Raw genomic sequence first — 24,522 nt, forward strand, 5'->3', positions numbered from 1 at the left:
GGTCGATGATCAAGTCGCTGTTCGACGGCCTGATGGATTATGTCCCGGGCACGACCGAGCTGCGTCCCGACCTTGCCAAATCCTACGAAATCTCTGAAGACGGCAAAGTCTTCACGTTCAAGCTGCGCCAGGGCGTCAAGTTTCACAATGGCCGCGAGCTGACGGCCGAAGACGTGAAATATTCGATCGAGCGCGTGGTGAACCCGACGACCCAAAGCCCAGGCGCCGGCTTCTTTTCGACGATCAAAGGCTTTGAAGATGCCTCTGCCGGCAAGGCGGAGGGGCTGTCCGGCATCACGGTGCAGGATCCGCACACGATCAGGTTCGAACTGACCCGTCCCGACGCCACATTCCTCCACGTCATGGCCCTCAACTTTGCGCATGTCGTGCCGAAGGAAGAGGTCGAGAAACACGGCGCCGACTTCGGAAGAATCCCGTCGGTTCCGGCGCGTTCAAGCTTGCCGAGTGGACGCTTGGGCAGCGCCTCGTTTTCGAGCGCTTCGCCGACTACTGGAACGAAGGGCTTCCGAAGCTGGACCGCATCACCTTCGAGGTTGGCCAGGAGCCGGTCGTCGCGCTGCTTCGGCTGCAGAATGGGGAAATCGACGTGCCCGGGGACGGCATTCCGCCGGCGAAGTTCGTCGAAGTGACGAATGATCCGAACTTCAAGGACCTGATCATCCAGGGTGGCCAGCTGCACACCGGCTATGTGACGATGAACGTCAAGATGGCTCCCTTCGACAAGGTCGAGGTGCGCAAGGCTGTGAACATGGCCATCAACAAGGATCGTATCCTGCGTATCATCAACGGTCGCGCGGTTGCCGCCAACCAGCCGCTGCCGCCCTCGATGCCTGGCTACGCAAAGGACTATGCAGGTTATGCCTACGATCCCGACGGTGCCAAGAAGCTGCTCGAGCAAGCTGGCCTCGCGGACGGGTTCTCGACCGAACTCTATGTCATGAACACCGACCCGCAGCCGCGCATCGCCCAGGCGATCCAGCAGGACCTGAAGGCGATCGGCATCACGGCATCCATCAAATCGCTCGCACAGGCCAATGTCATTGCGGCCGGCGGCGAGGAAAACCAGGCGCCGATGATCTGGTCGGGCGGCATGGCGTGGATTGCCGATTTCCCCGATCCCTCGAACTTCTATGGTCCCATTCTGGGTTGCGGCGGTGCCGTGCCGGGAGGCTGGAACTGGTCCTGGTACTGCAATGAAGAGCTCGACAAGAAGGCAGCCGAAGCCGACGCCATCGTCGACCCGGCAAAGGCCGCGGAGCGCGAGGCCCTGTGGCGCGACATCTATCTGAAGATCATGGAGGACGCGCCCTGGGCGCCGATCTTCAACGAGGAGCGCTTCACCATCCGCTCCGAGCGTATCGGCGGCGACGACAAGCTGTTCGTCGATCCGGTCCACATCCCCGTCCATTACGATCAGGTATATGCAAAAGATGTGCAGTAACTGCGACTACACCATCCACGGACGCCATCACCATTACGGCTGGGATCATTCGATCCCGCCGGCGGAAACCGTGGCGCCCGGCTCGCGGCTCGAGTTCAATTGCCTGGACTCCGGCTCCGGTCATTTCACCGCCGACAGCACGGTTGCCGATGTCTCGACGGTCGATTTTACGAAGGTCAATCCGGTCACCGGTCCCATCTATGTCGATGGGGCCAAGCCGGGGGACGCCCTGAAGGTGACCATCGAGCACTTCAAGCCGAGCGGCTTTGGCTGGACGGCCAATATTCCGGGCTTCGGGCTCCTCGCCGATCAGTTCGCCGAGCCGGCGCTGACACTCTGGAAATATGATCCGGCTACGCTCGCTCCCGCAGCCTTCGGCGAGCTCGGCCGGGTTCCCCTGAAGCCCTTCGCCGGCACGATCGGGCTCGCGCCGGCAGAGCCGGGGCTGCATTCCGTAGTTCCGCCGCGGCGGGTAGGAGGCAATCTCGACATTCGCGATCTAGCGGCGGGAACGACCCTTTACCTGCCCGTCGAGGTGGAGGGCGCCTTGTTCTCCATCGGCGACACGCATGCGGCGCAGGGGGATGGCGAAGTCTGCGGCACGGCCATCGAAAGCGCGATGGATGTGGTCGTGAAGCTGGAGCTGGTGAAGGACGCCAATCTCAAGATGCCGCGCTTTACCACGCCGGGCCCCGTCACACGGCATCTCGACGCCGAGGGTTATGAGGTCACGACCGGCATTGGAAGCGATCTGATGGAAGGTGCGCGTGCGGCCGTATCCGGCATGATCGACCTTCTCTGTGCGACACGCGGCATGAAGCCGGAAGACGCCTATATGCTGTGCTCGGTCTGCGGCGACCTCCGCATCAGTGAGGTCGTCGACCAGCCGAACTGGGTCGTGTCCTTCTATTTCCCGCGCATCGTCTTTGCGTGACGAACGGCCCTGTTCCGCCTCGGCGGGGCAGGGCGTCCTCCTGATGACATTGCCGAGGCCTCTGCCCGATGACTTCCTCTCTGCTTTCCGTGAAGGAACTGACCGTCCAGGTGGCCACGCCGACCGGGCCGAAGGTCGTGGTGGAGCGTCTGTCCTTCGATCTTCTTCCCGGCAGGACGCTTTGTCTTGCAGGCGAGAGCGGATCGGGAAAGTCGATGACCGCGCTTTCGCTGATGCAGCTGCTGCCGAAGCCGATGGCACGTATTGCGGGCGGCTCGGCCACTCTCGATGGCGAGGACATATTGGCGCTTCCGGAAGCGCGCATGCGGCAAATTCGCGGGCGCAAGATCGGGATGATCTTCCAGGAGCCGATGACCTCGCTCAACCCGGTGATGACGGTCGGCAATCAGCTGATCGGTGCGATCACCGCGCATGGAAACGCCAGTGGCCGGCGCGCCGCGCGGGTGCGGGCCGTAGAACTCCTGGACCAGGTTCAGATCCCGGAGCCGGAGCGGCGGCTCGGCCAATATCCGCACGAGCTTTCCGGCGGCTTGCGTCAGCGCATCGTCATCGCGATGGCACTCGCGCAGAACCCGCGAATTCTGATCGCCGACGAGCCCACGACGGCGCTCGACGTAACGGTTCAGGCGCAGATCCTCGCCCTTATTCGCAAGCTGCAGGCCGATCATGGGATTTCGGTGATCATGATCACCCATGACATGGGCGTGGTCGCGGAGATGGCCGACGAGGTGCTGGTGATGAAGCATGGCCGCACCGTCGAGCACGCAACCAGCAGGGATCTTTTCGCGCATCCGCAGGATGCGTACACGAAGGAACTCCTTTCCGCTGTGCCGCGCCTCGGCGAAATGGCGGGGACGGAGGCACCGAAACGCGCAGCGGGGAAGGCGGTCGCGGCAGGATCTCAGCCAGGCGACGAACAGCCGATGCTCCTGGTCGAGAACCTGACGGTGCGTTTCGACATCAAGGGCGGCATCCTTCAGCGCCCGGTCAGGCGACTTCACGCGGTGGAAGGCATTTCTTTCTCCGTGCGCAGGGGTGAGACGCTGTCTCTCGTCGGAGAATCCGGTTGCGGCAAGTCGACGACCGGCAAGGCGCTCTTGAACCTTGTCCCGTGGACGGGAGACATCCGGGTCGACGGACGCTCCACGCATGGCTTGCGGGGAGCACCATGCGGCCCATCCTGCGCGACGTCCAGATGATCTTTCAGGACCCTTACGCATCGCTGGATCCGCGAATGCGCGTCGGCGATCTGGTGGCCGAGCCACTGGTGATCCACGGCCTTGCAAGCGGAAGCGAGCTGCGTGACCGGGTGGAGTATCTTTTCAAGCGGGTCGGATTGTCGCCCGAGCAGATGAAGCGCTACCCGCATGAGTTTTCGGGCGGTCAGCGGCAGCGCATCTGCATAGCGCGCGCCCTGTCTCTCTCACCGAAGCTCATCGTCGCAGATGAGTCCGTCGCGGCACTCGACGTGTCGATCCAGGCTCAGGTGCTCGATCTCCTGCAGGACATCCAGGACGAGACCGGCGTCTCCTACCTGTTTATTTCTCACGACATGGCAGTCGTCGAGCAAATCAGCCATCGGGTAGCGGTCATGTATATGGGCCGTTTCGTCGAAACGGGCACGCGGCGGCAGATCTTCGAGAATCCGCAGCATCCCTATACGAAGAAACTGATGGCTGCCGTTCCCGTGGCAGATCCGGGTCGGGCACGCCGGGACTTCGTGCCGAAAGCGGAAGACCTGCCCAGTCCCGTGCGCGCCCTGGACTATGTGCCGTCCTTCCCGCCGCCATCGGATCTGGGCGGCGGACATCTCGTCTGGAGCGGCTGAACGCTCATCGGTTTTCGACTGGCCTAAAGCCCCAGCCAGATCCGCAGCGGATATCCCGGATCGGCGAGCAGCCGGATGGCGAGCGCGATCGAAACGACGACCAGCAAAGGCTTGATGATCTTCGCGCCCTTTGCCATCGCATAACGCGAGCCGACCTGCGCGCCGAGGAACTGGCCGACGCCCATCGTCAGGCCGATCTTCCAGAGCACGACGCCGCTAAGCAGGAAGACGAAAAATGCGCCGATATTGGAGCCGAAATTCAGGAATTTCGTGTGCGCCGTCGCCTTGAGGATGCCGTAGCCTGCGAGGGAGACGAAACCGAGCATGAAGAAGGAACCTGTGCCCGGACCGAAAACGCCGTCATAGAGGCCGATCAGGGGCACGAAGGTGATGGTGAACAGGAACACCGACAGCCGCCGATGCTTGTCGATGTCGCCGATATTCGGCTTGAAGCCGAAGTAGAGCGCGATGCCGATCAACAGGAACGGCAGCACAGCCTCCAGGACGTCCGCGGGAACGACCGTCGCCAGCAAGGCGCCCAATACTGCGCCCGCCGCCGACATCAGGGCCATCGGGAGCTGCTCCCTGAGGTTCACATGGCCGTGCCGGGCATAGGCGATGCTCGCCGACCCGGAGCCGAAAAGGGACTGCAGCTTGTTGGTGCCCAGCGTCTCGAGCGGTGGAATCCCGCAATCAGCATGGCCGGGATGGTGATCATCCCGCCGCCGCCGGCGATCGAATCGATGAAGCCGGCAAGGAATGCGGCCGCAAAAAGAAAGAGCAGTATGTGGAGGGCTAGGTCGTGCACTGGAGTCTCGAGCAAATAGGGCGGCGGAACTGCTTCAGCCGCCTTGTGTCAGAGCTGACGCCGAAATGCAAAGAATTGTCTTGAGGGCGATTTCGTGGCCGCACGGTTTGCGACACGTGGATGGCGCAATCCGGTTTGACCGACCTGAAACGCTCCGATAAAAATGACGATCATGCGACGGCGTCCGTTCAGGCGGACTGAAAGAGCGTCCGGTGCGGCTGACCCATGCAGGGGGCTTGATCCGGTGCTGTCCGGACCGGTACGTGGCATCTGCCAGGCCGGCGCTTCGTATGGAACGCCGACGCCGCATGGGAGCCGCACCGCATATGCCTTCCGCCGAAGGACACATCACCGCCGAACTCGTGCTCGGCCTTGGCTGCGAGCGCAACACTGCGCCCGAAGAGGTGATCGCGCTTGCCGAACAGGCGCTGGCGGATGCCGGCGCTTCCGGCACGGATATCGCACTCGTCGCCTCTCTGGATGCGCGGACCGATGAGCCCGCGATCCATGCGGTGGCGCGGCACTTTTCGGTGCCCACGCATTTCTTCGACGCTGCCACGCTGGAGGCGCAATCGTCGCGTCTAAAAAATCCATCGAAGGTCGTCTTTGCCCATACGGGTTGCCACGGCGTCGCTGAAGGCGCGGCTCTGGCGGCCGCCGGGTGCGACGCGGTTCTGCTTGTACCTAAGATCCGATCGGTGCGGGCGACGGCGGCAATCGCCGGACCGGCTGATTTTGCAAAGGGAGCCGTGTGATGGCCTCGGCCGAATTTTGCAGTTTCTTTGATGAGCGGATTCAATTATCTGCCATTGTTTCCTGCATAACGACTTCAAGTTTTTCCTTCGTCGGATCGGATAGAATGCCTTGCTTTGCCCGGAGTATCGACCGATGACCGACATGTTTGCCGGCCTGCCTGATCTCGAGCCGGGTTCGGTCTGGCTCGTCGGCGCGGGCCCGGGCGATCCCGGCCTTCTGACCCTGCACGCAGCCAACGCGCTTCGCCAGGCGGATGTGATCGTTCACGATGCGCTGGTCAACGGTGATTGCCTCAAGCTCGCCAAAGCGAGTGCCGCACTCGAATTTGCGGGCAAGCGCGGCGGCAAGCCTTCGCCGAAACAGCGCGATATCTCGCTGCGGCTGGTCGAACTGGCACGTGAAGGGAAGAGGGTGCTGCGCCTCAAGGGTGGCGATCCCTTTGTCTTCGGCCGCGGCGGAGAGGAGGCGCTGACCCTGGTCGAGCACCGCATCCCGTTTCGCATCGTTCCCGGGATCACCGCGGGCATAGGCGGGCTTGCCTATGCCGGTATTCCGGTCACGCATCGGGAGGTGAACCACGCGGTGACTTTCCTCACCGGCCATGATTCTTCCGGCGTCGTGCCGGACAGGATCAATTGGGAAGGCATTGCCAAGGGCTCTCCGGTGATCGTCATGTACATGGCGATGAAGCATATCGGCCAGATCTCGGCCAACCTGATCGCCGCCGGCCGCTCGCCGGACGAGCCTGTGGCTTTCGTCTGCAATGCCGCGACGCCGGAGCAGGTGGTGCTGGAAACCACGCTTTCGTCCGCTGAGACCGATGTAACCGCTTCGGGGCTCGAGCCGCCGGCAATCGTCGTCGTCGGCGAAGTCGTCCGGCTGCGCGCCTCGCTCGACTGGCTTGGCGCTCTCGATGGCCGGGCGCTCGCTCCCGATCCGTTTTCGAGCCGCATTCTCCGGAATCCGGCATGAATGGAGTGATGATTGCAGCCCCGAGCTCCGGCTCGGGCAAGACCACGGTCACGCTCGGCCTGATGCGGGCATTGAAACGGCGCGGGCTCTCGATCGCGCCTGGAAAGGCGGGACCGGACTATATCGACCCGGCTTTTCACACGGCTGCCAGCGGCAAACCCTGCTTCAATTATGACCCTTGGGCAATGCGCCCCGAACTGCTCCTTGCCAATGCGGCGGCTGCGACGGAAGACGGGTCGGTGCTGATCATGGAGGCGATGATGGGCCTCTTTGACGGCGCGGCGGATGGCACGGGCGCGCCGGCGGATCTCGCCGCAGCACTCGGACTTGCAGTGATCCTGGTCGTCGATTGCGCGCGCCTCTCCCATTCCGTGGCCGCCCTGGTTGGCGGCTATGCCCGTCACCGCGACGATGTCCGTGTCGCGGGCGTCATTCTGAACAAGGTCGGCAGCGACCGGCATGAGGGAATGCTGCGCGATGCGCTTGCCGGTATTGCGATGCCGGTCTTCGGCGTGCTGCGGCAGGACGCAGCGTTGAAGCTGCCCGAACGCCACCTGGGCCTCGTACAGGCAGGCGAGCATGGATCGCTGGAAGCCTTCATCCATCACGCGGCAATGCGGGTCGCATCGGGTTGCGATCTCGAGGCGGTGCTTGCTGCGGCGACGCCGCTGACGGTGGGAGAGACGGCCGGGACGCTAACGCCGCTCGGCCAGCGGACAGCCGTCGCACGAGACGTGGCCTTCGCCTTCTGCTACGAGCATCTTCTTTCCGGCTGGCGCGGGCAGGGGGCCGAAATCACGTTCTTCTCGCCTCTTGCGGACGAGGGGCCCGATCCGCTTGCCGATGCGGTCTATCTCCCCGGCGGTTATCCCGAGCTTCATGCGGAACAGGTCTCCAATGCTTCGAATTTCCGCGCTGCCATGCACAAGGCCGCTGGAGACGGGGCGCGCATCTTCGGGGAGTGCGGCGGCTACATGGTGCTGGGCGACGGGCTTGTCGCGGCGGATGGCGGGCGTTACGAGATGCTCGGGCTTTTGCCGCTCGTCACGAGCTTTGCCGAACGCAAGCGGCATCTCGGCTACCGGCGCGTGACACCGGTCGACGACGTGTTTTTCCGCGGACCGATGACCGCGCACGAATTTCACTATGCCACGATCGTTTCGGAGGGAGCGGCTGAGCCGCTCTTCACGGCACGGGACGCGGCAGGGCTCGATCTCGGCCGCGCCGGCCTCCGTCGCCGGAATGTTGCCGGCTCCTTCATGCATCTCATCGATTTCTCGGAATGATCATGGCTGCTCCCATCATTCATGGCGGCGGGATCACGGAAGCTGCAGCGCGCTTCGGCGGCACGCCCGACGACTGGCTTGATCTCTCGACGGGGATCAACCCGTGTCCCGTCGCCCTGCCGGAAATCGACGGGCGCGTCTGGCACCGATTGCCCGATCAGCATGTGGAAGAGGCGGCGCGTGCGGCGGCCAGGGGCTACTACCGAACCGGCGAACTCATGCCATTGCCGGTGCCCGGAACGCAGGCCGTCATTCAATTGCTCCCGCGGATCGCGGTTCAGGGAAAGCGCGTCGCCGTATTTGCGCCGACCTATGGCGAATATGCGCGCGTTCTGAAAGCCGCCGGCCTTTCCGTCGACTCCGTCACATGCGCCGGTGATCTCCAGACGGCGCACGGCCTGGCGGTCGTCGTCAATCCGAACAATCCGACCGGACGGCTCTTTCCGCCGGAGGAAATCCTTGCAATGGCGGAAGCGATGCGGGTGCATGACGGCCTGCTCGTGGTGGATGAGGCCTTCGGCGATCTGGAGCCGGACGCAAGCGTCGCCGGACACGTTGCCGCCAATGACAACCTCGTCGTTTTCCGTTCTTTCGGGAAATTCTTCGGTCTTGCGGGCCTTCGGCTCGGCTTTGTGGTCTCGAACCGGTCGATCGAGCAGTCGTTTCGTGACTGGCTCGGCCCCTGGTCGGTCTCGGGTCCGGCACTTGCCATTTCGGCGAAGCTGATGGAAAGCGACACGCCGGGGATCAAGGCCGGCATCGCGGAACGCAAGGCCGCGCTCGACGCGGTGCTTCTCGGCGCGGGGCTCGAGGTGGTCGGCGGCACCGGCCTCTTCACGCTCGTAGAACACGAACGGGCTTACGATCTTCACGCGGCGCTCTGCGAGGCGCATATCCTGACGCGAAAGTTCGACTACGATCCGCGCTGGCTGCGTATCGGATTGTCGCCGAACGCGCAGGGCGACCGTCGTCTCGCCGAGGCTTTGAACCGGATGGGTGTGTAGTGTCGGCTGAAATACTTCTGATCCTCGTGATGGCGCTGCTGCTGGACCGCATCCTCGGCGATCCGGACTGGCTCTGGTCGCGTCTGACCCATCCGGTGGTGTTCTTCGGCAAGGCGGTCGAATTCGTGGACGAGGCGCTTAACCGCGGCGAATTCACCAAGGCCTGGCTGAAATTCCGCGGTGTCGTCGGCATTCTGGTATTGCTCGCCGGAGCCACGGCCTTGGGTGTCGTGCTCGCGCGGCTTTTCGATGTGCTTGGCGCCCTCGGCTCTTTGCTGGAGGTTGTCACGGTGGCCGTCTTCCTCGCCCAAAAGAGCCTTGCCGATCACGTTTCCCGGGTTGCCGTCGGCCTGCGACGCGATGGACTTGCGGGTGGCCGCAAGGCGGTATCGATGATCGTTGGGCGCGATCCGAACACACTCGACGAGCCGGCCGTCTGCCGGGCGGCGATCGAAAGCCTTGCGGAAAACTTTTCAGACGGCGTCGTCGCTCCCGCTTTCTGGTATGCGGTTGCCGGACTTCCCGGACTTCTTGCCTACAAGATGCTGAACACGGCTGACTCGATGATCGGCCACAAGAGCCCGAAATATCTTCATTTCGGCTGGGCTTCGGCGCGGCTCGACGATCTGGCGAACCTGCCCGCGGCCCGGCTCTCGGCCCTCCTGATTGCGGCCGGCGCCTATTTCCGGCGCGGTGCGGAAGCGGCGAAAACCGCGATCGAGGTGGCGCGGCGCGATCACGGACTTCACCGCTCGCCCAATTCCGGCTGGCCCGAGGCTGCGATGGCAGGCGCCGTCGGCATTCAGCTTGCCGGCCCGAGAAATCTATGGTGGCGTGAAGGTCGACGAGCCCATGATGAACGATGCCGGACGTGCGGTTGCTGCCATAGAGGATATCGAGGCTGCGGTCACCGTCTTCTATGCGGCCTGCTCCGTGATGGCGCTCGCTTTCGCGATCGTCGCCTTGCCGCTTCTGGTTTTCTTCTAGGTAAACGGCCCTCTCCTGGCGGTTTAGCAACATCTGTTTCAAATCGCGGTGGCAAAAGCCTGTGGGGCATTGGCTTTTCCGGTGCATTTTTCTATAGGGTTCGCCAGAGACTCGAATTTTAAGAGGTATGCGCGTGACAGCTACATTCGACAAGGTTGCCGATATTATCGCGGAAACGAGCGAGATCGATCGCGAGACGATCAAGCCGGAAAGCCACACGATCGATGATCTCGGCATCGACAGCCTCGACTTTCTCGACATCGTTTTTGCGATCGACAAGGAATTCGGCATCAAGATCCCGCTGGAGCAGTGGACTCAGGAAGTCAACGAAGGCAAGGTCTCGACCGAGGAATACTTCGTGCTGAAGAACCTCTGTGCCAAGATCGACGAGCTGCGGGCCGCCAAAGCGGGTTGAGGAAGCCTCAAGCGGCTTTCCGCGTGGATTACGCTTTCATCTGCGATCGGAGTTCTAGCGATCATCGCTGACACGGATCGGCCCTTTCCCGATGCCGCCTGTCGCGCCCCGCGCTTGACAGGCGGCATCGGCATTTTTACTTGAGCGCGAAACGAATGGGATGAGCCTGAATGCTCCTTGAATATTTCCAGATGATCGACCGGGTCGAAACCGTCGATCTGTCGGCAGGCCGTCTCGTGGCGCGCTCGGTCGTGCCGGAGAAGAGCCCGGTATTCGAGGGGCATTTCCCCGGCTATCCGCTGGTCCCGGGCGTGCTGCTTATCGAAACCATGGCGCAGGCTTCCGGTTTTCTCGTGCTGGCCGCCACGAAATTCGCCGCAATGCCGTTCCTGATGACGGTCGATGGTGCCAAGATGCGCAGCTTCGTCGAACCGAATGCCGAGCTTGAGATAGAGGCTCTGCTCGAGCACGAGGGATCCGGCTTTGCCGTGACGAAGGCCAGGATTGCGTCTGGCGGCAAGAAGATATGCGATGCCCAGCTGAAGCTGAGGACGATTCCGTTCGACCAGGTGCCGCTGGGCGACATCGTGCGCAAGCGTGCGGAAGAACTGGGGCTCATGGCCGCGATGGCCGGTTCGGAGAAGTGAAGATGAGGAAATCCGCGAACGATGTGGTGATCACCGGGGTAGGCATCGTGACGAGCCAGGGCGTTGGCGCCGAGCCTCACGTGGCGCTGCTCGGCGCGGCCGAGCCGCCTGAGGCCCGCATAGAGACAGAACGTTTCGCACCCTATCCGATCCATCCGTTGCCGGAAATCGATTGGTCGCAGCAGATTCCGAAACGGGGCGATCAGCGGCAGATGGAGAACTGGCAGCGCCTCGGCGTTTTCGCTGCCGGCCTGGCGCTCGACGACGCTGGTCTCAAGGACAACCTCGAAGCCTGCGGCAGCATGGACATGATCGTCGCGGCCGGCGGCGGCGAGCGCGACATCAATGTCAACTCGCTCATCGTCGACGAGGCGCTGAAGCGCAACGACCGCGAACGGCTCTTGAACGAGAAGCTAACGACGGAACTGCGCCCGACGCTGTTTCTGGCGCAGCTTTCGAACCTTCTCGCCGGCAACATCTCCATCGTGCACAAGGTTACGGGTTCGTCGCGCACTTTCATGGGCGAAGAGGCGGCCGGCATTTCCGCGATCGAGACGGCCTTTGCCCGCATTAAGGCCGGTCAGTCGAGCCACACGCTCGTCGGCGGTGCATTTTCGGCCGAGCGTCTCGACATCGTCCTGATGATCGAGGCGATCCAGGGCCATGCGCTCGGTGAATGGCATCCGATCTGGTCGCGCAGGCCCGAGGACGGGGGCGGTATGATCCTCGGCTCCGTTGGCGCCTTCCTGGTTCTGGAGTCGCGCGAATATGCCGAGTCGCGCGGCGCCCGCATCTATGCGACGATCGATGCGATCGGCGGCGACCGCGGCAGCCGCGAGGACGGGCGGCTCGAAGCGCGCCTCAGATATTTGTCGAAACCGGCCCTGGAGCTCGATCCGCAGTCGACCGTCGTCTTTTCCGGCACCTCGGGCTTCCATGACCTTGCCGGACGGGAGAAGGCGTTTCTCGAGACCGAACTCGCCGGCCGGCCTGTCCGTGCCTATGGCGGGCTCGTCGGTCACGGCATCGAGGCGCAGTTTCCGGTCGGCATGGTCCTGGCCGCGCTCTCGCTCGGACACGCAGCCAAGGTTCCGCCTTTCGACCCCGCCGCCGAAGCCCCGATGCTGGCGCCGGCCAGGGCGGCGGTCGTTACCACCATCGGCCACTCCCGTGGCGAAGGCGTCGCCGTGCTTGCCGCGGAATAAGGAGCTCGAACTATGAGCAAGGCTTATAAGGACCACCTCGGCCGTCCGATCGTTGCTGTCACCGGCATGGGCGTCATCACCTCGCTCGGGCAGGGGCTCGACGATAACTGGGCGGCGCTCACCGGGGGCGTATCGGGCATCCACAGGATCACCCGGTTCCCGACCGATGCTCTTTCGACCCGCATCAGCGGCACGGTCGACTTCATCGAGATCCCTGCGGAGAATGCCGTCGAGCGTTCCTATGCGATGGCGCGTGAAACGACGCTGGAGGCCCTGGCGCAGGCCGGCCTTTCCGGCGAATTCAACGGCCCGCTGTTCCTGGCGGCCCCGCCGATCGAGCCTGAGTGGAATGCCCGCTTCGAGCTTGCCGACCGATCGCCGCCGTCGAGCCAGCCGGGCGACGCCTATAACCGCTTCCTCGCGGCAATGCGGCAGAAGGCCGATCCGGCCTTCCACGAGGCCGTCCTTTTCGGCTCGATCTCGGAGCGTCTTGCCGATCGATTCGGCACGCGTGGCCTCCCGGTGACGCTTTCGACGGCCTGCGCATCCGGGGCGACCGCCATACAGCTCGGCGTCGAAGCCATCCGCCAGGGAAGGACCGACAGGGCGCTCACCGTTGCGACCGACGGCTCGGTCAGTGCCGAGGCTCTCATCCGCTTCTCGCTGCTCTCGGCGCTCTCCACACAGAACGAGCCGCCGGAAAAGGCTTCGAAGCCCTTCACCAAGGATCGCGACGGTTTCGTGATTGCGGAAGGCGCCGCGACGCTCGTGCTCGAATCGCTGGAAGCGGCGGTCGCCCGCGGCGCGCGCATCTACGGCATTCTCAAGGGCTGCGGCGAAAAGGCCGACCTCTTCCACCGCACGCGTTCCTCCCCCGATGGCGGACCGGCGATCGCGACGATCCGCGCAGCGCTTGCGGATGCGGGCATCGACGAAGCCGGGATCGGCTACATCAATGCCCACGGCACCTCCACGCCCGAAAACGACAAGATGGAGTATTTGTCGATGTCCGCGGTTTTCGGCGAGCGGTTGCCGTCGATCCCGGTCTCATCCAACAAGTCGATGATCGGCCACACGCTGACGGCAGCCGGTGCGGTCGAAGCGGTCTTCTCGCTCCAGACGATGCTCAGCGGCACGCTGCCGCCGACGATCAACTACCAGAACCCCGACCCCGCGATCGTTCTCGACGTCGTGCCGAACGTAAAGCGCAGCCAGCAGGTGACTGCAGTGCTGTCGAACTCCTTCGGCTTCGGCGGCCAGAACGCCAGCCTCGTCATGACCGCCGAGCCGGCTTGAGCCGCTCGAGGACCGAATACCTGCCTGCCGCAAAGGAAAAACCATGCGCGCCCTGCAATTGCTCGATGACCGCAAGCTTGAAATCACCGATCTGCCGGAGCCGGAGGCACCCGGCCCTGGCGAGGTGACGCTGCGGGTCAAGGCGGTCGCGCTCAATCATATCGACGTCTGGGGCTGGCGCGGCATGGCTTTCGCCAAGCGCAAGATGCCGCTCGTCATCGGCGCGGAAGCCTCCGGCGTGGTGGAGAGCATCGGTCCGGGCGTCGCCAATGTGCTCCCCGGCCAGCTCGTCTCGATCTACGGTGCGCGTACCTGCGGCCTCTGCCGCCCGTGCCGCGAGGGGCGCGACAATCTCTGCGAACATGTCGGAGGCGTCCATGGCTTCCATCTGGACGGCTTCGCGCAGGAGAAGGTCAACCTTCCGGCGCGCCTGTTGGTGCCTGCACCCCGGGTGTCGATGAAATCGGCGCGGCGCTGGCGCCGGTCACCTTCGGTACCGTCGAGCACATGCTGTTCGACAACGCCAGGCTCGAACCCGGCGAGACGATCCTCGTCCATGCGGGCGGATCCGGTATCGGCACGGCCGCGATCCAGCTCGCCAAGAAGATCGGCTGCACGGTCATCACCACAGTCGGATCGGACGACAAGATCGACAGGGCGAAGGCTCTCGGTGCCGACCACGTCATCAATTACCGGACCGATCGTTTCGAAGGCGTCGTGCGGAAGCTGACGAAGAAAAAGGGCGTCGATGTCGTCTTCGAACATGTCGGCAAGGATACCTGGGCGGGCTCGATGCTGTCGATGAAGCGGGGCGGGCGCCTCGTGACCTGCGGCTCGACCTCCGGCGTCTCGACCGACATGAACCTGATGATGCTGTTTCAACAGCAGCTGAAACTGCTCGGCTCCTTCGGCTGCCGCATGGAGAACATGGCGAACGCCATGCAGAAGATGGGGCGCGGGCTCGTTCACCCGGTGATCGATACCGAGGTGGGGCTCAACGATATCGACCGTGCGCTGGAGCGTATGGAGTCGCGCCAGATCTTCGGCAAGATCGTGTTGCGGATGGATTGATCTTCGTGCGGATGCTGATCACACGGCTGGTGCTTGCTGCGGATCGTTTCCGTCAATGGTCGATCGCGCAGTTCGTCCTGCTGCTTCTCACGATACTCAAGCTCTTCCCCCGGACATGGCGATCAACTTCATGGATCGCGTTGCCCGCTGGATAGGGCCGAAAACCGGTCGTCACAAGCTGACGCTGATCAATCTGCGCAATGCCTTTCCCGAGAAAAGCGATGCCGAGATCGCGGCGATCGCGCTCGAAAGCTGGGGTAATATGGGGCGGCTCGCCGCCGAATACGTGTTCCTCGATCAGCTCTTCGACTTCGATCCGGCGCGCGCGGAGCCGGGCAGGGTGGAGGTTTCGGGCATCCCTCTCTTCCTGGAGCTGCGAGACAATCCGCGGCCGTTCATCGTCTTCACGGCCCATAGCGGCAATTTCGAAATGCTGCCGGTTGCCGGCTCGGCTTTCGGCCTCGACGTGACGGTGCTCTTCCGGCCGCCGAACAATCCCTATCTCGCCGATCGGGTATTCGAATTCCGCAAGGAGCGCATGGGCAACCTCGTGCCGTCGCATGCCGGCTCCTCCTTCGCCCTTGCCAGGCAGCTCGAACGCGGCGGCGGAGTCGGCGTGCTCGTCGACCAGAAGTTCCGCAAGGGCCTGAAGACGAAATTCTTCGGGCAGCCCGTGCAGACGAACCCGCTGCTTGCCAAGCTCGTCCGCCAGTTCAATTGCGAGGTCTATCCGGCCCGTTGCATTCGCCTGCCCGGCAACCGCTTCCGGCTGGAGCTCGAGCCGGCGGTCGAAATCCCCGCAGGGCCGACGGCAGCGTCGATGTCACGGCAACGGCGCAGATGTTGAACGACAAGGTCGAGAGCTGGGTTCGCGAATATCCGGGCCAGTGGCTCTGGTATCATGACCGCTGGCACATCAAGCGGACGATTTGAGCCGGTCTCCTGACGGACATCTTTCCCCTCGGAAGCTGCCGCCTCCTTAAATCGGTGCCGATTTAGGGATTGTCTCGAGTGCGCCGGGCATGCGCGAAGAGAACCGTGACGGCGTCAGCCGAAGGAGGAAACGAGATGGCACAGGAATGGCCGATGTTCATCCTGCAGTGCATCGTCGTCTTCGGGCTCGTCGGCGCGCTGTTCATCCGCTTCGGCGAATGAACAGGCTTACGGCTACTGCGCCGACCACACCGCCAGCTCATAGCCATCGGGGTCGGCAAAATGGAACCGCCGGCCGCCCGGGAAGGTGAAGATAGGCTTCAGGATCTTGCCGCCTGCGGCTTCGACCCGTCGCTGAGCGTCCTCGATCTGGTCGGCATAGATGATGACGAGCGGACCGCCGCTGCGAACCGGACCAAGTGTGGTGAAACCGCCCGTCAACCGCCCGTCGGCGAACTCGCAATATTCCGGGCCGTAATCCGTGAAGGTCCAGCCGAAGGCGCTGCCGTAGAAGGCCTTGCTCGCGGCGATATCCGTCACATTGAACTCGACATAGTCGATGCGTTTGTCGTTACCTTTGCTGGCCATTGGCTTTGCCGCCTTCCTGCTTGTGATTACCGGTTTCCAGGATGGATTTGAGCGCGGCAAGATCCTTTTCGACCCAGGCCGCGTCATCGGCGAATTGCGCATCGGTCATGCCGGGCTGCCTGAGCAGGGTGAACATGACTTCCGCGCCGTCGCCGTTCGGCACGACGCGAAGCGCATTGTGGACGCGCGCGCCGTTATCGAGTGTCACGAGGTGGTCGACCACACCGAATTCGTTGTCGGCGACGAAGCGGACGCGGGCATTGCCGAGAGGCCCGGGTGCGATCCACTCGTCGCCGTCGCGCGTGAGCCCGGAGGAGAGACCGGTCGCCCAGAGCGGCATCTTCTCGTGGTCTGCCATGAAGGCATAGACCTCGCGCCAGTCGCGCTCGATCGAGGTGTGGATAATCCGGGCCGTCATCGTCGCCATGCGTTCCTCCGTCCTGGAATTTATAGCATTGCTCCGGGCAACGGTCTTGAACGAAACGGCCAACCTTGCCGCCGACGGGCCCATGCACCTAATAGTCTTTTGAATCAGTCTGTTATGTGGGAATTCTCAACCCGGCCAAGGCCGAAGCGCGCGGCCAACTGTCGCTGGATTTCGCGCGGCGTGAAAGATGTGAGCCCTCTTGCCTCCCGGGCAAGATGGGCCTGATCGGCATAGCCGGCATCGGCAGCAATGTTTGCCAGCGTGTCCCCGGGCCGCGCGCGGCAGGCGGCCAGGAAGCGCTGCAGGCGCAGAATGCGGTCGAGGGTCTTTGCGCCGTAGCCGAGATGCTCGTGGCACAGACGGCGAAATGTCCGCTCGCTGGTACCGATCTCACGGACAAGGGTCCGGACGGGATCGTCTAAGGTCAGCCGGTCGAGCTGGAGATGTGCGACGCAAGCCGCAATGTCCGGCGGCGGAGGCTCGGCGCCGGCGGATAGGCGTCCAAGCAGAGCCGCAGCAAGAACGCCGAGCCGCTCCGGCGTGCTCGCTGCTTCGCGCATCCGCTCCTCGATTTCGTTCGCAGCCGGACCCCAGACGAGATGGAGCGGCACCGTTTGGCCGGTGATTTCGCGGAGCGGCGTGCGTAACCACGGCGCCGCCGCGCCGATCCGGAACCGAGCGCCGATGATGGTTTCGCCGGCAGGAAGCTTCGGAAAGGCGGCGACCCTGTCGGGACCGACGATGGCCAGCCCCTTCGACGACCAGATGATGTCGCTGCAACCGTCCGGGACGACGGCGATGGTCGAGGGGGCGCCGTCGGGCATGCGGTGCAGCCAGAGGCATTTGAAGTAGGAGGCGAGCGCCGCAGGGGGCGACTGCTCGCGGTAGATTCCGCTCGTCTGGGCGAGCGCGGGAGGGCAGAGCCTCGGCCTATCGACGCCTGGACAGCCGGTCGCAACCTCCCGCTGGAGCCGGTCGGCGGCGCCAGCGTCTTTGTGGTATGCCGGGCAGGACGTTCCCATTGCCCTTTTTGCGCCGGCGAACCCGCGCGGTCAATGCCCTCTCACCGAGGCAAGGAATGCCTCGGCGGTCCCGCCCTGTCGCTAATCGCGCGACCAGATCTCGCCATCAATCTTTCCCTGCAGCTCCGGATAATCGGCCGCGTGGAAAACCGGGACGGCGCCCGCTTTGCGCTGTTCGAAATAATCTTTCGTCAGCTTTGCGATGGTCCCCGAAAGGAGCAGGATCGCGACGAGATTGATCGTCGCCATCAGTCCCATGGAGGCGTCGGCCGCGTCGAAAACGGTGCTGATACTTTCGTAGGCTCCCCAGACGACCATCGCCAGCGTGGCGCAACGCATGATCATAAGCCCGAGTCGGTTGCCCCCGCCGAGATAGGTCAGCGCGTTTTCGGCGTAGGAATAGTTGCCGATAATCGAGGTGAAAGCGAAGAAGAAGATCGCGATGGCGATGAAATAGGTCCCGGCCGAGCCGATATGCGTGCTCATCGCTGCCTGTGTGAGCTGTGTCCCGGTGACGCCGGAGCCGGGTTCCAGCGTGCCCGAAAGCAGGATCATCACCGATGTCGCGGTGCAGATCAGTATCGTGTCGATGAAAACGCCCAGGGACTGCACGAAGCCCTGCGACGAGGGATGGTGCGGTACAGGCGTCGCCACGGCTGCGATATTCGGAGCCGAACCCATGCCCGCCTCGTTCGAGAAGAGGCCGCGTTTGACGCCGTTGAGCATCGCCGCAGCAATCCCGCCGGTGATGCCGCCGGCCGCTTCCTGAAAACCGAAGGCGCTCGAGATGATCGTCCAGAGTACGCCCGGCACCGCCGAGGCATTTGCGATCAGCACGTAGACGGCCGTGAGCAGATAGGCCGCGGCCATGAAGGGGACGACAATCTCGGCGACGCGGGCAATCTGGCGGATGCCGCCGAAGATCACCACGCCGGAGAGTAGCGCAACGGCCACGCCCACTGCGAGTTTGGGCACGCCGAAGGCGCCTTCGACCGCATCGGCGATCGAGTTTGCCTGAACGGCGTTGAACACGAGACCGAAGGAAAGGATAAGGCAGGCCGAGAAGATCGTGGCCGCCCAGGGCGCATTGAGGCCGCGAGCGATATAGAAAGCCGGCCCGCCGCGATATTGCCCGTCCTCGTTGCGTATCTTGTACAGCTGAGCCAGCGCGCTCTCGGCATAGGCGGTCGCCATGCCGACGAACGCCACGATCCACATCCAGAAGGTCGCGCCGGGTCCGCCGAGATAGAGAGCGACCGCAACGCCTGCGAGGTTACCGGTTCCGACACGTGAGGCGAGGCTGACCATAAGCGCCTGGAAGGGGCTGATTCCGGCCGCATCCTTGCTGCCGCCGCGGCTTAAGACCCGGAACATTTCGGCGAAATGAACGATTTGGGGAAAGCCGAGCCGGACCGTGAAATAGAGGCCGACCGCAAGCAGACCATAAATGAGCACATAGCCCCAGAAGATCGTGTTCAGAAAGCCGATGATCGTTTCCATACGGTCCTCGCTCCTATTGCATTGGAGGTTGCGCCGGCCCCATTCCCGTCGCGCGGGGACTCGGACGTGTTCTGCGGCATTAGGGCGCAAACTCGACTTAGATCAAGGCTCTACGGGGCTGGATCGGGCAGAACACGCGGCAGGAGGCGATATATCCCGTGGATTCGCTTCGGACGCATGTAGAATGAGGATGTAGAGGGTGCCTTCCGGCGCGTGTTCACGGCGTCGAACAGGGGCCGGAAAAGGTTTGATTTTGTCAGGAACGGCTTGTCGTAAATCGATTTGAATGCCAAAACAGCCTCCGCCGCCGCGTGCCGTCGGTCCCTGATTTTCTGGGGGTGACAGACACGCGCAGATCAATTCGAAGGGCCGGCACGCGCGCGATTGCGCGCCGTGGCCGGCTCTCCCTGTCCAATGGAGGCAATCACGTGTCACAGGCGGAAATCGGCCTAATCGGTCTCGGAGTCATGGGCTCGAACCTGGCGCTCAACATCGCTGAAAAAGGCAACAGGATCGCCGTTTTCAACCGCACGGTCGACGCGACGCGCAAATTCTATGCTGAGGCCGGCGCGCTGAAGGACCAGATCGTTCCCTGCGAAACGATCGAAGAATTCGTCGCCGCCATCCGCCCGCCGCGTCCGATCATCATCATGATCAAGGCCGGCGATCCGGTCGACCAGCAGATGGAGGCCCTGAAACCCCATCTCGCCAAGGGCGACATCATGATCGATGCGGGCAACGCCAATTTCCGCGACACGATGCGCCGTTTCGAGGGCCTGAAGGATTCGGGCCTCACCTTCATCGGCATGGGTGTCTCCGGTGGCGAGGAAGGCGCCCGTCATGGGCCCTCGATCATGGTCGGCGGCACGGAAGAATCCTATCGTCGCGTCGAGAAAGTTCTGACCTCGATCGCTGCGAAATACGATAGCGACCCCTGCGTCGCCTGGCTCGGCGAGAACGGGGCGGGGCACTTCGTCAAGACGATCCACAACGGCATCGAATATGCCGATATGCAGATGATCGCCGAGATTTACGGCATCCTGCGTGACGGATTGAAGATGACGGCACAGGAGATCGGCGAGGTCTTCGGTGCCTGGAACAAGGGCCGGCTCAACTCCTACCTGATCGAAATCACCGAGAAGGTCCTGAAGGCCGCCGATCCGCTGACCGGCAATCCCATCGTCGATATGATCCTCGACAAGGCCGGTCAGAAGGGCACCGGCAAATGGTCGGTGATCGAGGCGCAGAACATGGGCGTGCCGGCGACCGCGATCGAGGCGGCGGTCGCAGCCCGCAGCATCTCCTCGGCGAAGGAAGAGCGGGAAGCCGCCGAGAAGGTTCTCGGTCTGCCGCCGGTCGGCGAAATCAAGGTGGCTGACAGGGACGCTTTCATCAAGGACCTCGAAAACGCGCTGCTCGCCGCCAAGATCGGCGCCTATGCGCAAGGCTTCGCAGTGATGGCGGCGGCTTCGAAGGAGTTCGGCTGGAACCTGCCGATGCCCACGATCGCAAAGATCTGGCGCGCCGGCTGCATCATCCGCTCGCAGTTCCTCGACGAGATCACCACCGCCTTCACCAAGGCACCGGATGCGGCGAACCTGATCGTCACCCCGGCTTTCGCTGCCATGGTCAAGGAGAGCGATGGTGCATTGCGACGGGTGGTTTCGACGGCCGTTCTCGGCGGTCTTCCGGTGCCTGCGCTGGCCTCGGCGCTCGGCTATTTCGACAGCTACCGCCGCGGCCGCGGCACGGCCAATGTCATCCAGGCGCAGCGCGACTTCTTCGGCGCCCACGGGTTCGACCGTATCGATGGCGCAGACAGCCATCACGGTCCGTGGGGCAGCGGCCTGAACGCTTGAATTCGCATGAGTTTAGAGGGGCGGATGGCCGCCCCTCTAAAGCGGGGCGAGGAAAAGTGTGTGCGGTTTTCCGCCGGCATCCAGCGTCTCAACTTGTTATGAATCGATCGCGGTCGTGATTTTAGGTCGAACCGACCTTAAATCATCGCGATCCGGCGACAAGTCCAGGCAAGCTCCGGCGTCTAAGATCTCAATAAGGGAGCCATTCGAGAAGGCAGGCATGAAATTCACAGTGATCGAAGGGGGCAAGGCGGCGGAGGTCACGGCCGCCGGATCGATGACCATCCGCGACGAGGCGGAGAGACGCATAAAGGCGGCCGGTTATGAGCAGTGGAGGGTGCGGAGTCTGGCAACGGGCGCGCCTATCCCGGGGCCAATCCGGTACCTGAAGATGCAGATCGATTTCGTCGCCGGAAAGCTCGAGCAGCTCAATCCCGTCCCAAGCGATTTTACCGACGACAAGTACTGGCCGGCCGCGAGGATTTGAGCCCTGCTGCGTCGGCGCGGAAGCGTTCTCTTGACGCGAGGTTTTCGGCGGGTCGGCTCCCTATGGCAGGCCCAGGAATCGGGGTGGCCGCAACAGGCACGGCAGATCTATGATACCGCCGACCTCGCCATCGGCGGCTGGAATTCCGGCTGGCTGAGGCTCTGAAGCGTATCTGGGGGGTGGCCTTCGATATGGCCGATCACAGCCTTTGCGAGCTCGCGCCCGGCAATGCGGATGTCCTCATACATCGTCATGACTTCCGGGCGCAGCCAGCGCAGGAAGTCGCTCGGCACTTTCGACACCATTTCCGCGTCCTCCCCGACCTTCTTGCCTGCCGCTTCGATCCCGGCAATCAACGCGATCGCGCCGGAACCGCTGCCGGACACCACGCCGTCGGGGGCATCGGGGGAACGCATCAGCTTCTCGAACGCATCACGGATGGCAACCAGGCTGTGGTCGATGTTGACCTGGTGAAAGCTTACCGCTTCCGCGCCGAAGTCTTTCAGGCCCCGCTCGAAGCCGGTGCGCATGTGCGAATGGAAGGTCAGATTCGGCGGCGGTTCGAGGAGCACCAGCCGCCGCCTGCCGCGGTCGACGAGCTTGCGGACCGCCTCGTAGGCGAAGCGTTCATTGTCGAAGTCGTGATAGGGATGGATCAGCCCCATTTTGGTTCGCCCATGGGTGGCGAAGGGCAGGTGGCGCTCGGTTAGAAGCGTTACCCGCGGATCGTTGGGCTCGGTCCGCGAAATGATCACCCCGTCCGCCGCGCCGGTATCGAGAATGTAGCGGATCGGGCCGAGCGGATCCTTGGCCGAACTGTAAGGCGTCACGACCAGGTGGTATTGCGTGCCGGCGAGAATTTCGGTGATGCCGATGACCATGGGGCTGGTAATGCCCATGATCTCTTCCTCCAGCGTCAGCACGAGACTGATGACATTCGTCTTGCCCGTTCTGAGGCGGACGCCCGCCCGGTTGGGCTGATAACCGATCTGTTTTGCTACCAGGCGGACGCGCTCCTTGGTTTCCGCACCGATGTCCGGAGCATCCTTCAGGGCACGCGAGACGGTCGTAACACCGAGCCCGGTCATGAAGGCGATCGTCTTAAGGGTCGGTCTGCCGCCTTCGACCGGCGGCGCCGTCGTCGCTCTGTTCTTCGTCTTGCCATCCATGCCCGTCACGCCAATCCGCTCTCCTGAATCGCGGCCCTCGTCGCTACCCTTCAACCGGAGGCCGCGTCGTCCCGCCTTATATACGAACTACGGCTGCCGGCCACATCCGTCTACGCCTGAGTTCAACCCAAAATCTGTAACGATACAGGAGCGATGTCGAGCATTTTCGTTGCTGCAATGCGAAGGGCGTAACCCTCAGGTTGAGTTGCGCTGCGGAGAGCGTCGATGTGGCGTATGGGAAGCCATGAAAGGTTTCGCCGGGATGAGAGATCTGCGAAAACGCCCAAAATCAACGAGCTTATCGCGATTTCCCGTCGAGTTCCTTGCCTCTCGACAGGCGTTCCACCTACGGGCGAGCGCCACTGAAAGTTGTATTTGTGTATTTGTCGTGAATTGCCCGTTGTAGGTGTTGCGCAGAGAAAATCTTTGAACTAAGTTTTTCCGGCAACGTTACAGTGAGGGAGGACACTCATGAAATTGCGTTTTCTAGCTGCCGCTTTGGGCGCAGCCACTGCCTTGCCATTCGGCGCTGCCAACGCGACCGATCTCGAGGTCACGCATTGGTGGACTTCGGGTGGTGAAGCCGCGGCGGTTGCCGAGCTGGCGAAAGCTTTCGATGCGACCGGCAACAAGTGGGTCGACGGTGCGATCGCCGGCTCCGGGGGCACCGCACGCCCGATCATGATCAGCCGCATAACCGGCGGTGATCCAATGGCCGCCACCCAGTTCAACCACGGCCGTCAGGCGGAAGAGCTGGTGCAGGCGGGCCTGATGCGCGATCTCACCGACATCGCCACCAAGGAGAATTGGAAGGAAGTCGTGAAGCCCTCGAGCCTGCTCAACTCCTGCACGATCGAAGGCAAGATCTATTGCGCGCCGGTCAACATCCATTCCTGGCAGTGGCTGTGGCTTTCGAATGCAGCCTTCAAGCAGGCGGGCGTCGAAGTTCCGAAGAATTGGGACGAGTTCGTCGCTGCGGCCCCGGCGCTCGAGAAGGCCGGAATCGTTCCGCTCGCCGTCGGCGGCCAGCCATGGCAGGCGGCGGGCGCCTTCGACGTGCTGATGGTTGCGATCGCCGGCAAGGAGAACTTCGAGAAAGTCTTCGCCCAGAAAGACGAGGAAGTGGCAGCCGGGCCCGAAATCGCCAAAGTCTTCAAGGCTGCCGACGATGCCCGCCGCATGTCGAAGGGCACCAACGTCCAGGATTGGAACCAGGCGACCAACATGGTCATCACCGGCAAGGCTGGCGGGCAGATCATGGGGGACTGGGCCCAGGGCGAGTTCCAGCTTGCGGGTCAGAAAGCCGGCGTGGACTACACCTGCCTTCCGGGTCTCGGCGTCAACGAGGTGATCTCGACCGGCGGCGATGCGTTCTACTTCCCGCTTCTGGAGGACGAGGAGAAGTCGAAGGCGCAGGAAGTGCTGGCGTCGACCTTGCTCAAGCCGGAAACGCAGGTGGCCTTCAATCTGAAGAAAGGCTCTCTGCCGGTACGCGGGGACGTCGATCTTGCGGCTGCGAACGACTGCATGAAGAAGGGGCTCGATATCCTCGCAAAGGGCAATGTGATCCAGGGCACGGACCAGCTTCTGTCGGCCGACAGCCAGAAGCAGAAGGAGGACCTTTTCTCCGAGTTCTTCGCGAACCACTCCATGACGCCGGAAGATGCGCAGAAGCGTTTCGCCGACATCATCGCGGCTGCGGATTGAGAGCGGCGCTCCAGGCCCCGCGCTTTGACGGGGCTGATCTTCCCTCGCCGGGAGCACGGTGAAAACGCGCCGCCTGCGCTGATTTTGTCGGCGCAGGCGTGGCGGGCGAGGGAGGCAAACGGGCCTCAGCCGCATTGC

The 24,522-nt window shown here is 63.1% G+C and carries 18 protein-coding genes and 5 pseudogenes; 17 read left to right on the plus strand and 6 right to left on the minus strand.

The features are described from left to right. Window positions 1-32: 32 nt before the first annotated feature. From N0Q91_RS07750 to N0Q91_RS07760, 3 genes and pseudogenes are all read left to right on the plus strand, one after another. Window positions 33-1,462 (plus strand): annotated as a pseudogene (locus tag N0Q91_RS07750) (ABC transporter substrate-binding protein). Further along, window positions 1,452-2,396: an acetamidase/formamidase family protein gene (locus tag N0Q91_RS07755; protein ID WP_275597774.1), complete on the plus strand. Its 945-nt coding sequence runs from the start codon at window positions 1,452-1,454 to the stop codon at window positions 2,394-2,396. Before N0Q91_RS07750 ends, N0Q91_RS07755 begins: the two are co-directional and overlap by 11 nt. A 68-nt stretch (window positions 2,397-2,464) precedes the next feature. After that, window positions 2,465-4,245: pseudogene (locus N0Q91_RS07760) on the plus strand (ABC transporter ATP-binding protein). A 23-nt stretch (window positions 4,246-4,268) separates the two neighbouring features. On the opposite strand, the gene N0Q91_RS07765 reads toward N0Q91_RS07760, so the two are convergent. After that, window positions 4,269-5,006 carry a TSUP family transporter gene (locus N0Q91_RS07765; protein WP_345774970.1) on the minus strand — a complete coding sequence of 246 codons (738 nt, stop codon included), beginning with the start codon at window positions 5,004-5,006 and terminating at the stop codon, window positions 4,269-4,271. 373 nt (window positions 5,007-5,379) lie between these two features. On the opposite strand from N0Q91_RS07765, the gene N0Q91_RS07770 reads away from it, so the two are divergent. The 11 genes and pseudogenes from N0Q91_RS07770 (at window position 5,380) to N0Q91_RS07820 (ending at window position 15,625) form a co-directional block, all read left to right on the plus strand. Beyond that, complete coding sequence (locus N0Q91_RS07770) at window positions 5,380-5,808, plus strand: cobalamin biosynthesis protein (protein WP_275598104.1); 429 nt, start codon at window positions 5,380-5,382, stop codon at window positions 5,806-5,808. Window positions 5,809-5,941: 133 nt separating this feature from the next. Continuing rightward, a complete protein-coding gene (gene cobA, locus N0Q91_RS07775; protein ID WP_275597775.1) occupies window positions 5,942-6,781 on the plus strand; it encodes a uroporphyrinogen-III C-methyltransferase in 840 nt (279 codons plus the stop codon). Then, window positions 6,778-8,067 carry a cobyrinic acid a,c-diamide synthase CobB gene (locus N0Q91_RS07780; RefSeq protein WP_100673737.1) on the plus strand — a complete coding sequence of 430 codons (1,290 nt, stop codon included), beginning with the start codon at window positions 6,778-6,780 and terminating at the stop codon, window positions 8,065-8,067. The genes cobA and N0Q91_RS07780 overlap by 4 nt, the downstream gene beginning before the upstream one ends. A 2-nt stretch (window positions 8,068-8,069) precedes the next feature. Next, window positions 8,070-9,071, plus strand: a complete 1,002-nt coding sequence (gene cobD, locus N0Q91_RS07785) for a threonine-phosphate decarboxylase CobD (RefSeq protein WP_100673736.1) — start codon at window positions 8,070-8,072, stop codon at window positions 9,069-9,071. Next, window positions 9,071-10,058 (plus strand): annotated as a pseudogene (gene cbiB / locus N0Q91_RS07790) (adenosylcobinamide-phosphate synthase CbiB). The gene cobD and the pseudogene cbiB overlap by 1 nt, the downstream one beginning before the upstream one ends. Window positions 10,059-10,185: 127 nt before the next feature. After that, a complete protein-coding gene (locus N0Q91_RS07795; protein WP_010969581.1) occupies window positions 10,186-10,473 on the plus strand; it encodes an acyl carrier protein in 288 nt (95 codons plus the stop codon). Between the two features lie 170 nt (window positions 10,474-10,643). After that, window positions 10,644-11,120 carry a 3-hydroxyacyl-ACP dehydratase FabZ family protein gene (locus N0Q91_RS07800; RefSeq protein WP_003530766.1) on the plus strand — a complete coding sequence of 159 codons (477 nt, stop codon included), beginning with the start codon at window positions 10,644-10,646 and terminating at the stop codon, window positions 11,118-11,120. 2 nt (window positions 11,121-11,122) lie between these two features. Further along, entirely contained in the window at window positions 11,123-12,325 is a 1,203-nt protein-coding gene (locus tag N0Q91_RS07805; protein WP_275597776.1) for a beta-ketoacyl-ACP synthase, read from the plus strand. A 12-nt stretch (window positions 12,326-12,337) separates the two neighbouring features. Further along, complete coding sequence (locus N0Q91_RS07810) at window positions 12,338-13,621, plus strand: beta-ketoacyl-ACP synthase (protein WP_018095236.1); 1,284 nt, start codon at window positions 12,338-12,340, stop codon at window positions 13,619-13,621. 43 nt (window positions 13,622-13,664) lie between these two features. Then, window positions 13,665-14,692, plus strand: a pseudogene (locus N0Q91_RS07815) (zinc-binding dehydrogenase). Window positions 14,693-14,703: 11 nt separating this feature from the next. Further along, window positions 14,704-15,625 (plus strand): annotated as a pseudogene (locus N0Q91_RS07820) (lipid A biosynthesis lauroyl acyltransferase). Between the two features lie 234 nt (window positions 15,626-15,859). Here the strand turns inward: N0Q91_RS07820 and N0Q91_RS07825 are convergent. The 4 genes from N0Q91_RS07825 to N0Q91_RS07840 form a co-directional block, all read right to left on the minus strand. Beyond that, window positions 15,860-16,213 (minus strand): VOC family protein, encoded by a 354-nt coding sequence (locus tag N0Q91_RS07825; protein ID WP_127711086.1) that lies wholly within the window; start codon window positions 16,211-16,213, stop codon window positions 15,860-15,862. Further along, the gene (locus N0Q91_RS07830) at window positions 16,197-16,640 is read right to left on the minus strand and encodes an SRPBCC family protein (RefSeq protein WP_275597777.1); all 444 of its coding nucleotides are present in this window, start codon (window positions 16,638-16,640) and stop codon (window positions 16,197-16,199) included. Before N0Q91_RS07830 ends, N0Q91_RS07825 begins: the two co-directional genes overlap by 17 nt. A 104-nt stretch (window positions 16,641-16,744) precedes the next feature. Beyond that, the gene (locus N0Q91_RS07835) at window positions 16,745-17,662 is read right to left on the minus strand and encodes a helix-turn-helix domain-containing protein (RefSeq protein ID WP_275597778.1); all 918 of its coding nucleotides are present in this window, start codon (window positions 17,660-17,662) and stop codon (window positions 16,745-16,747) included. Between the two features lie 81 nt (window positions 17,663-17,743). Continuing rightward, a complete protein-coding gene (locus N0Q91_RS07840) occupies window positions 17,744-19,162 on the minus strand; it encodes an alanine/glycine:cation symporter family protein (RefSeq protein ID WP_100673729.1) in 1,419 nt (472 codons plus the stop codon). A gap of 428 nt (window positions 19,163-19,590) precedes the next feature. Here N0Q91_RS07840 and gnd point away from each other — a divergent pair, with 428 nt between their 5' ends. Together gnd and N0Q91_RS07850 are read left to right on the plus strand one after the other, a co-directional pair. Next, window positions 19,591-21,021, plus strand: coding sequence for an NADP-dependent phosphogluconate dehydrogenase (gene gnd, locus N0Q91_RS07845; protein ID WP_275597779.1), 1,431 nt, complete (start codon window positions 19,591-19,593; stop codon window positions 21,019-21,021). 220 nt (window positions 21,022-21,241) lie between these two features. Then, window positions 21,242-21,508, plus strand: coding sequence for a hypothetical protein (locus N0Q91_RS07850; protein ID WP_275597780.1), 267 nt, complete (start codon window positions 21,242-21,244; stop codon window positions 21,506-21,508). Between the two features lie 107 nt (window positions 21,509-21,615). On the opposite strand, the gene N0Q91_RS07855 is transcribed toward N0Q91_RS07850, so the two are convergent. Next, a complete protein-coding gene (locus N0Q91_RS07855) occupies window positions 21,616-22,677 on the minus strand; it encodes a LacI family transcriptional regulator (protein WP_275598105.1) in 1,062 nt (353 codons plus the stop codon). Window positions 22,678-23,148: 471 nt separating this feature from the next. Between N0Q91_RS07855 and N0Q91_RS07860 the strand changes: the two genes are divergently transcribed. After that, window positions 23,149-24,384 (plus strand): ABC transporter substrate-binding protein, encoded by a 1,236-nt coding sequence (locus tag N0Q91_RS07860; protein WP_275597781.1) that lies wholly within the window; start codon window positions 23,149-23,151, stop codon window positions 24,382-24,384. The last annotated feature ends 138 nt before the right edge of the window (window positions 24,385-24,522 follow it).

The sequence above is a fragment of the Sinorhizobium prairiense genome (assembly GCF_029201645.2).
Taxonomy (GTDB): domain Bacteria; phylum Pseudomonadota; class Alphaproteobacteria; order Rhizobiales; family Rhizobiaceae; genus Sinorhizobium; species Sinorhizobium meliloti_A.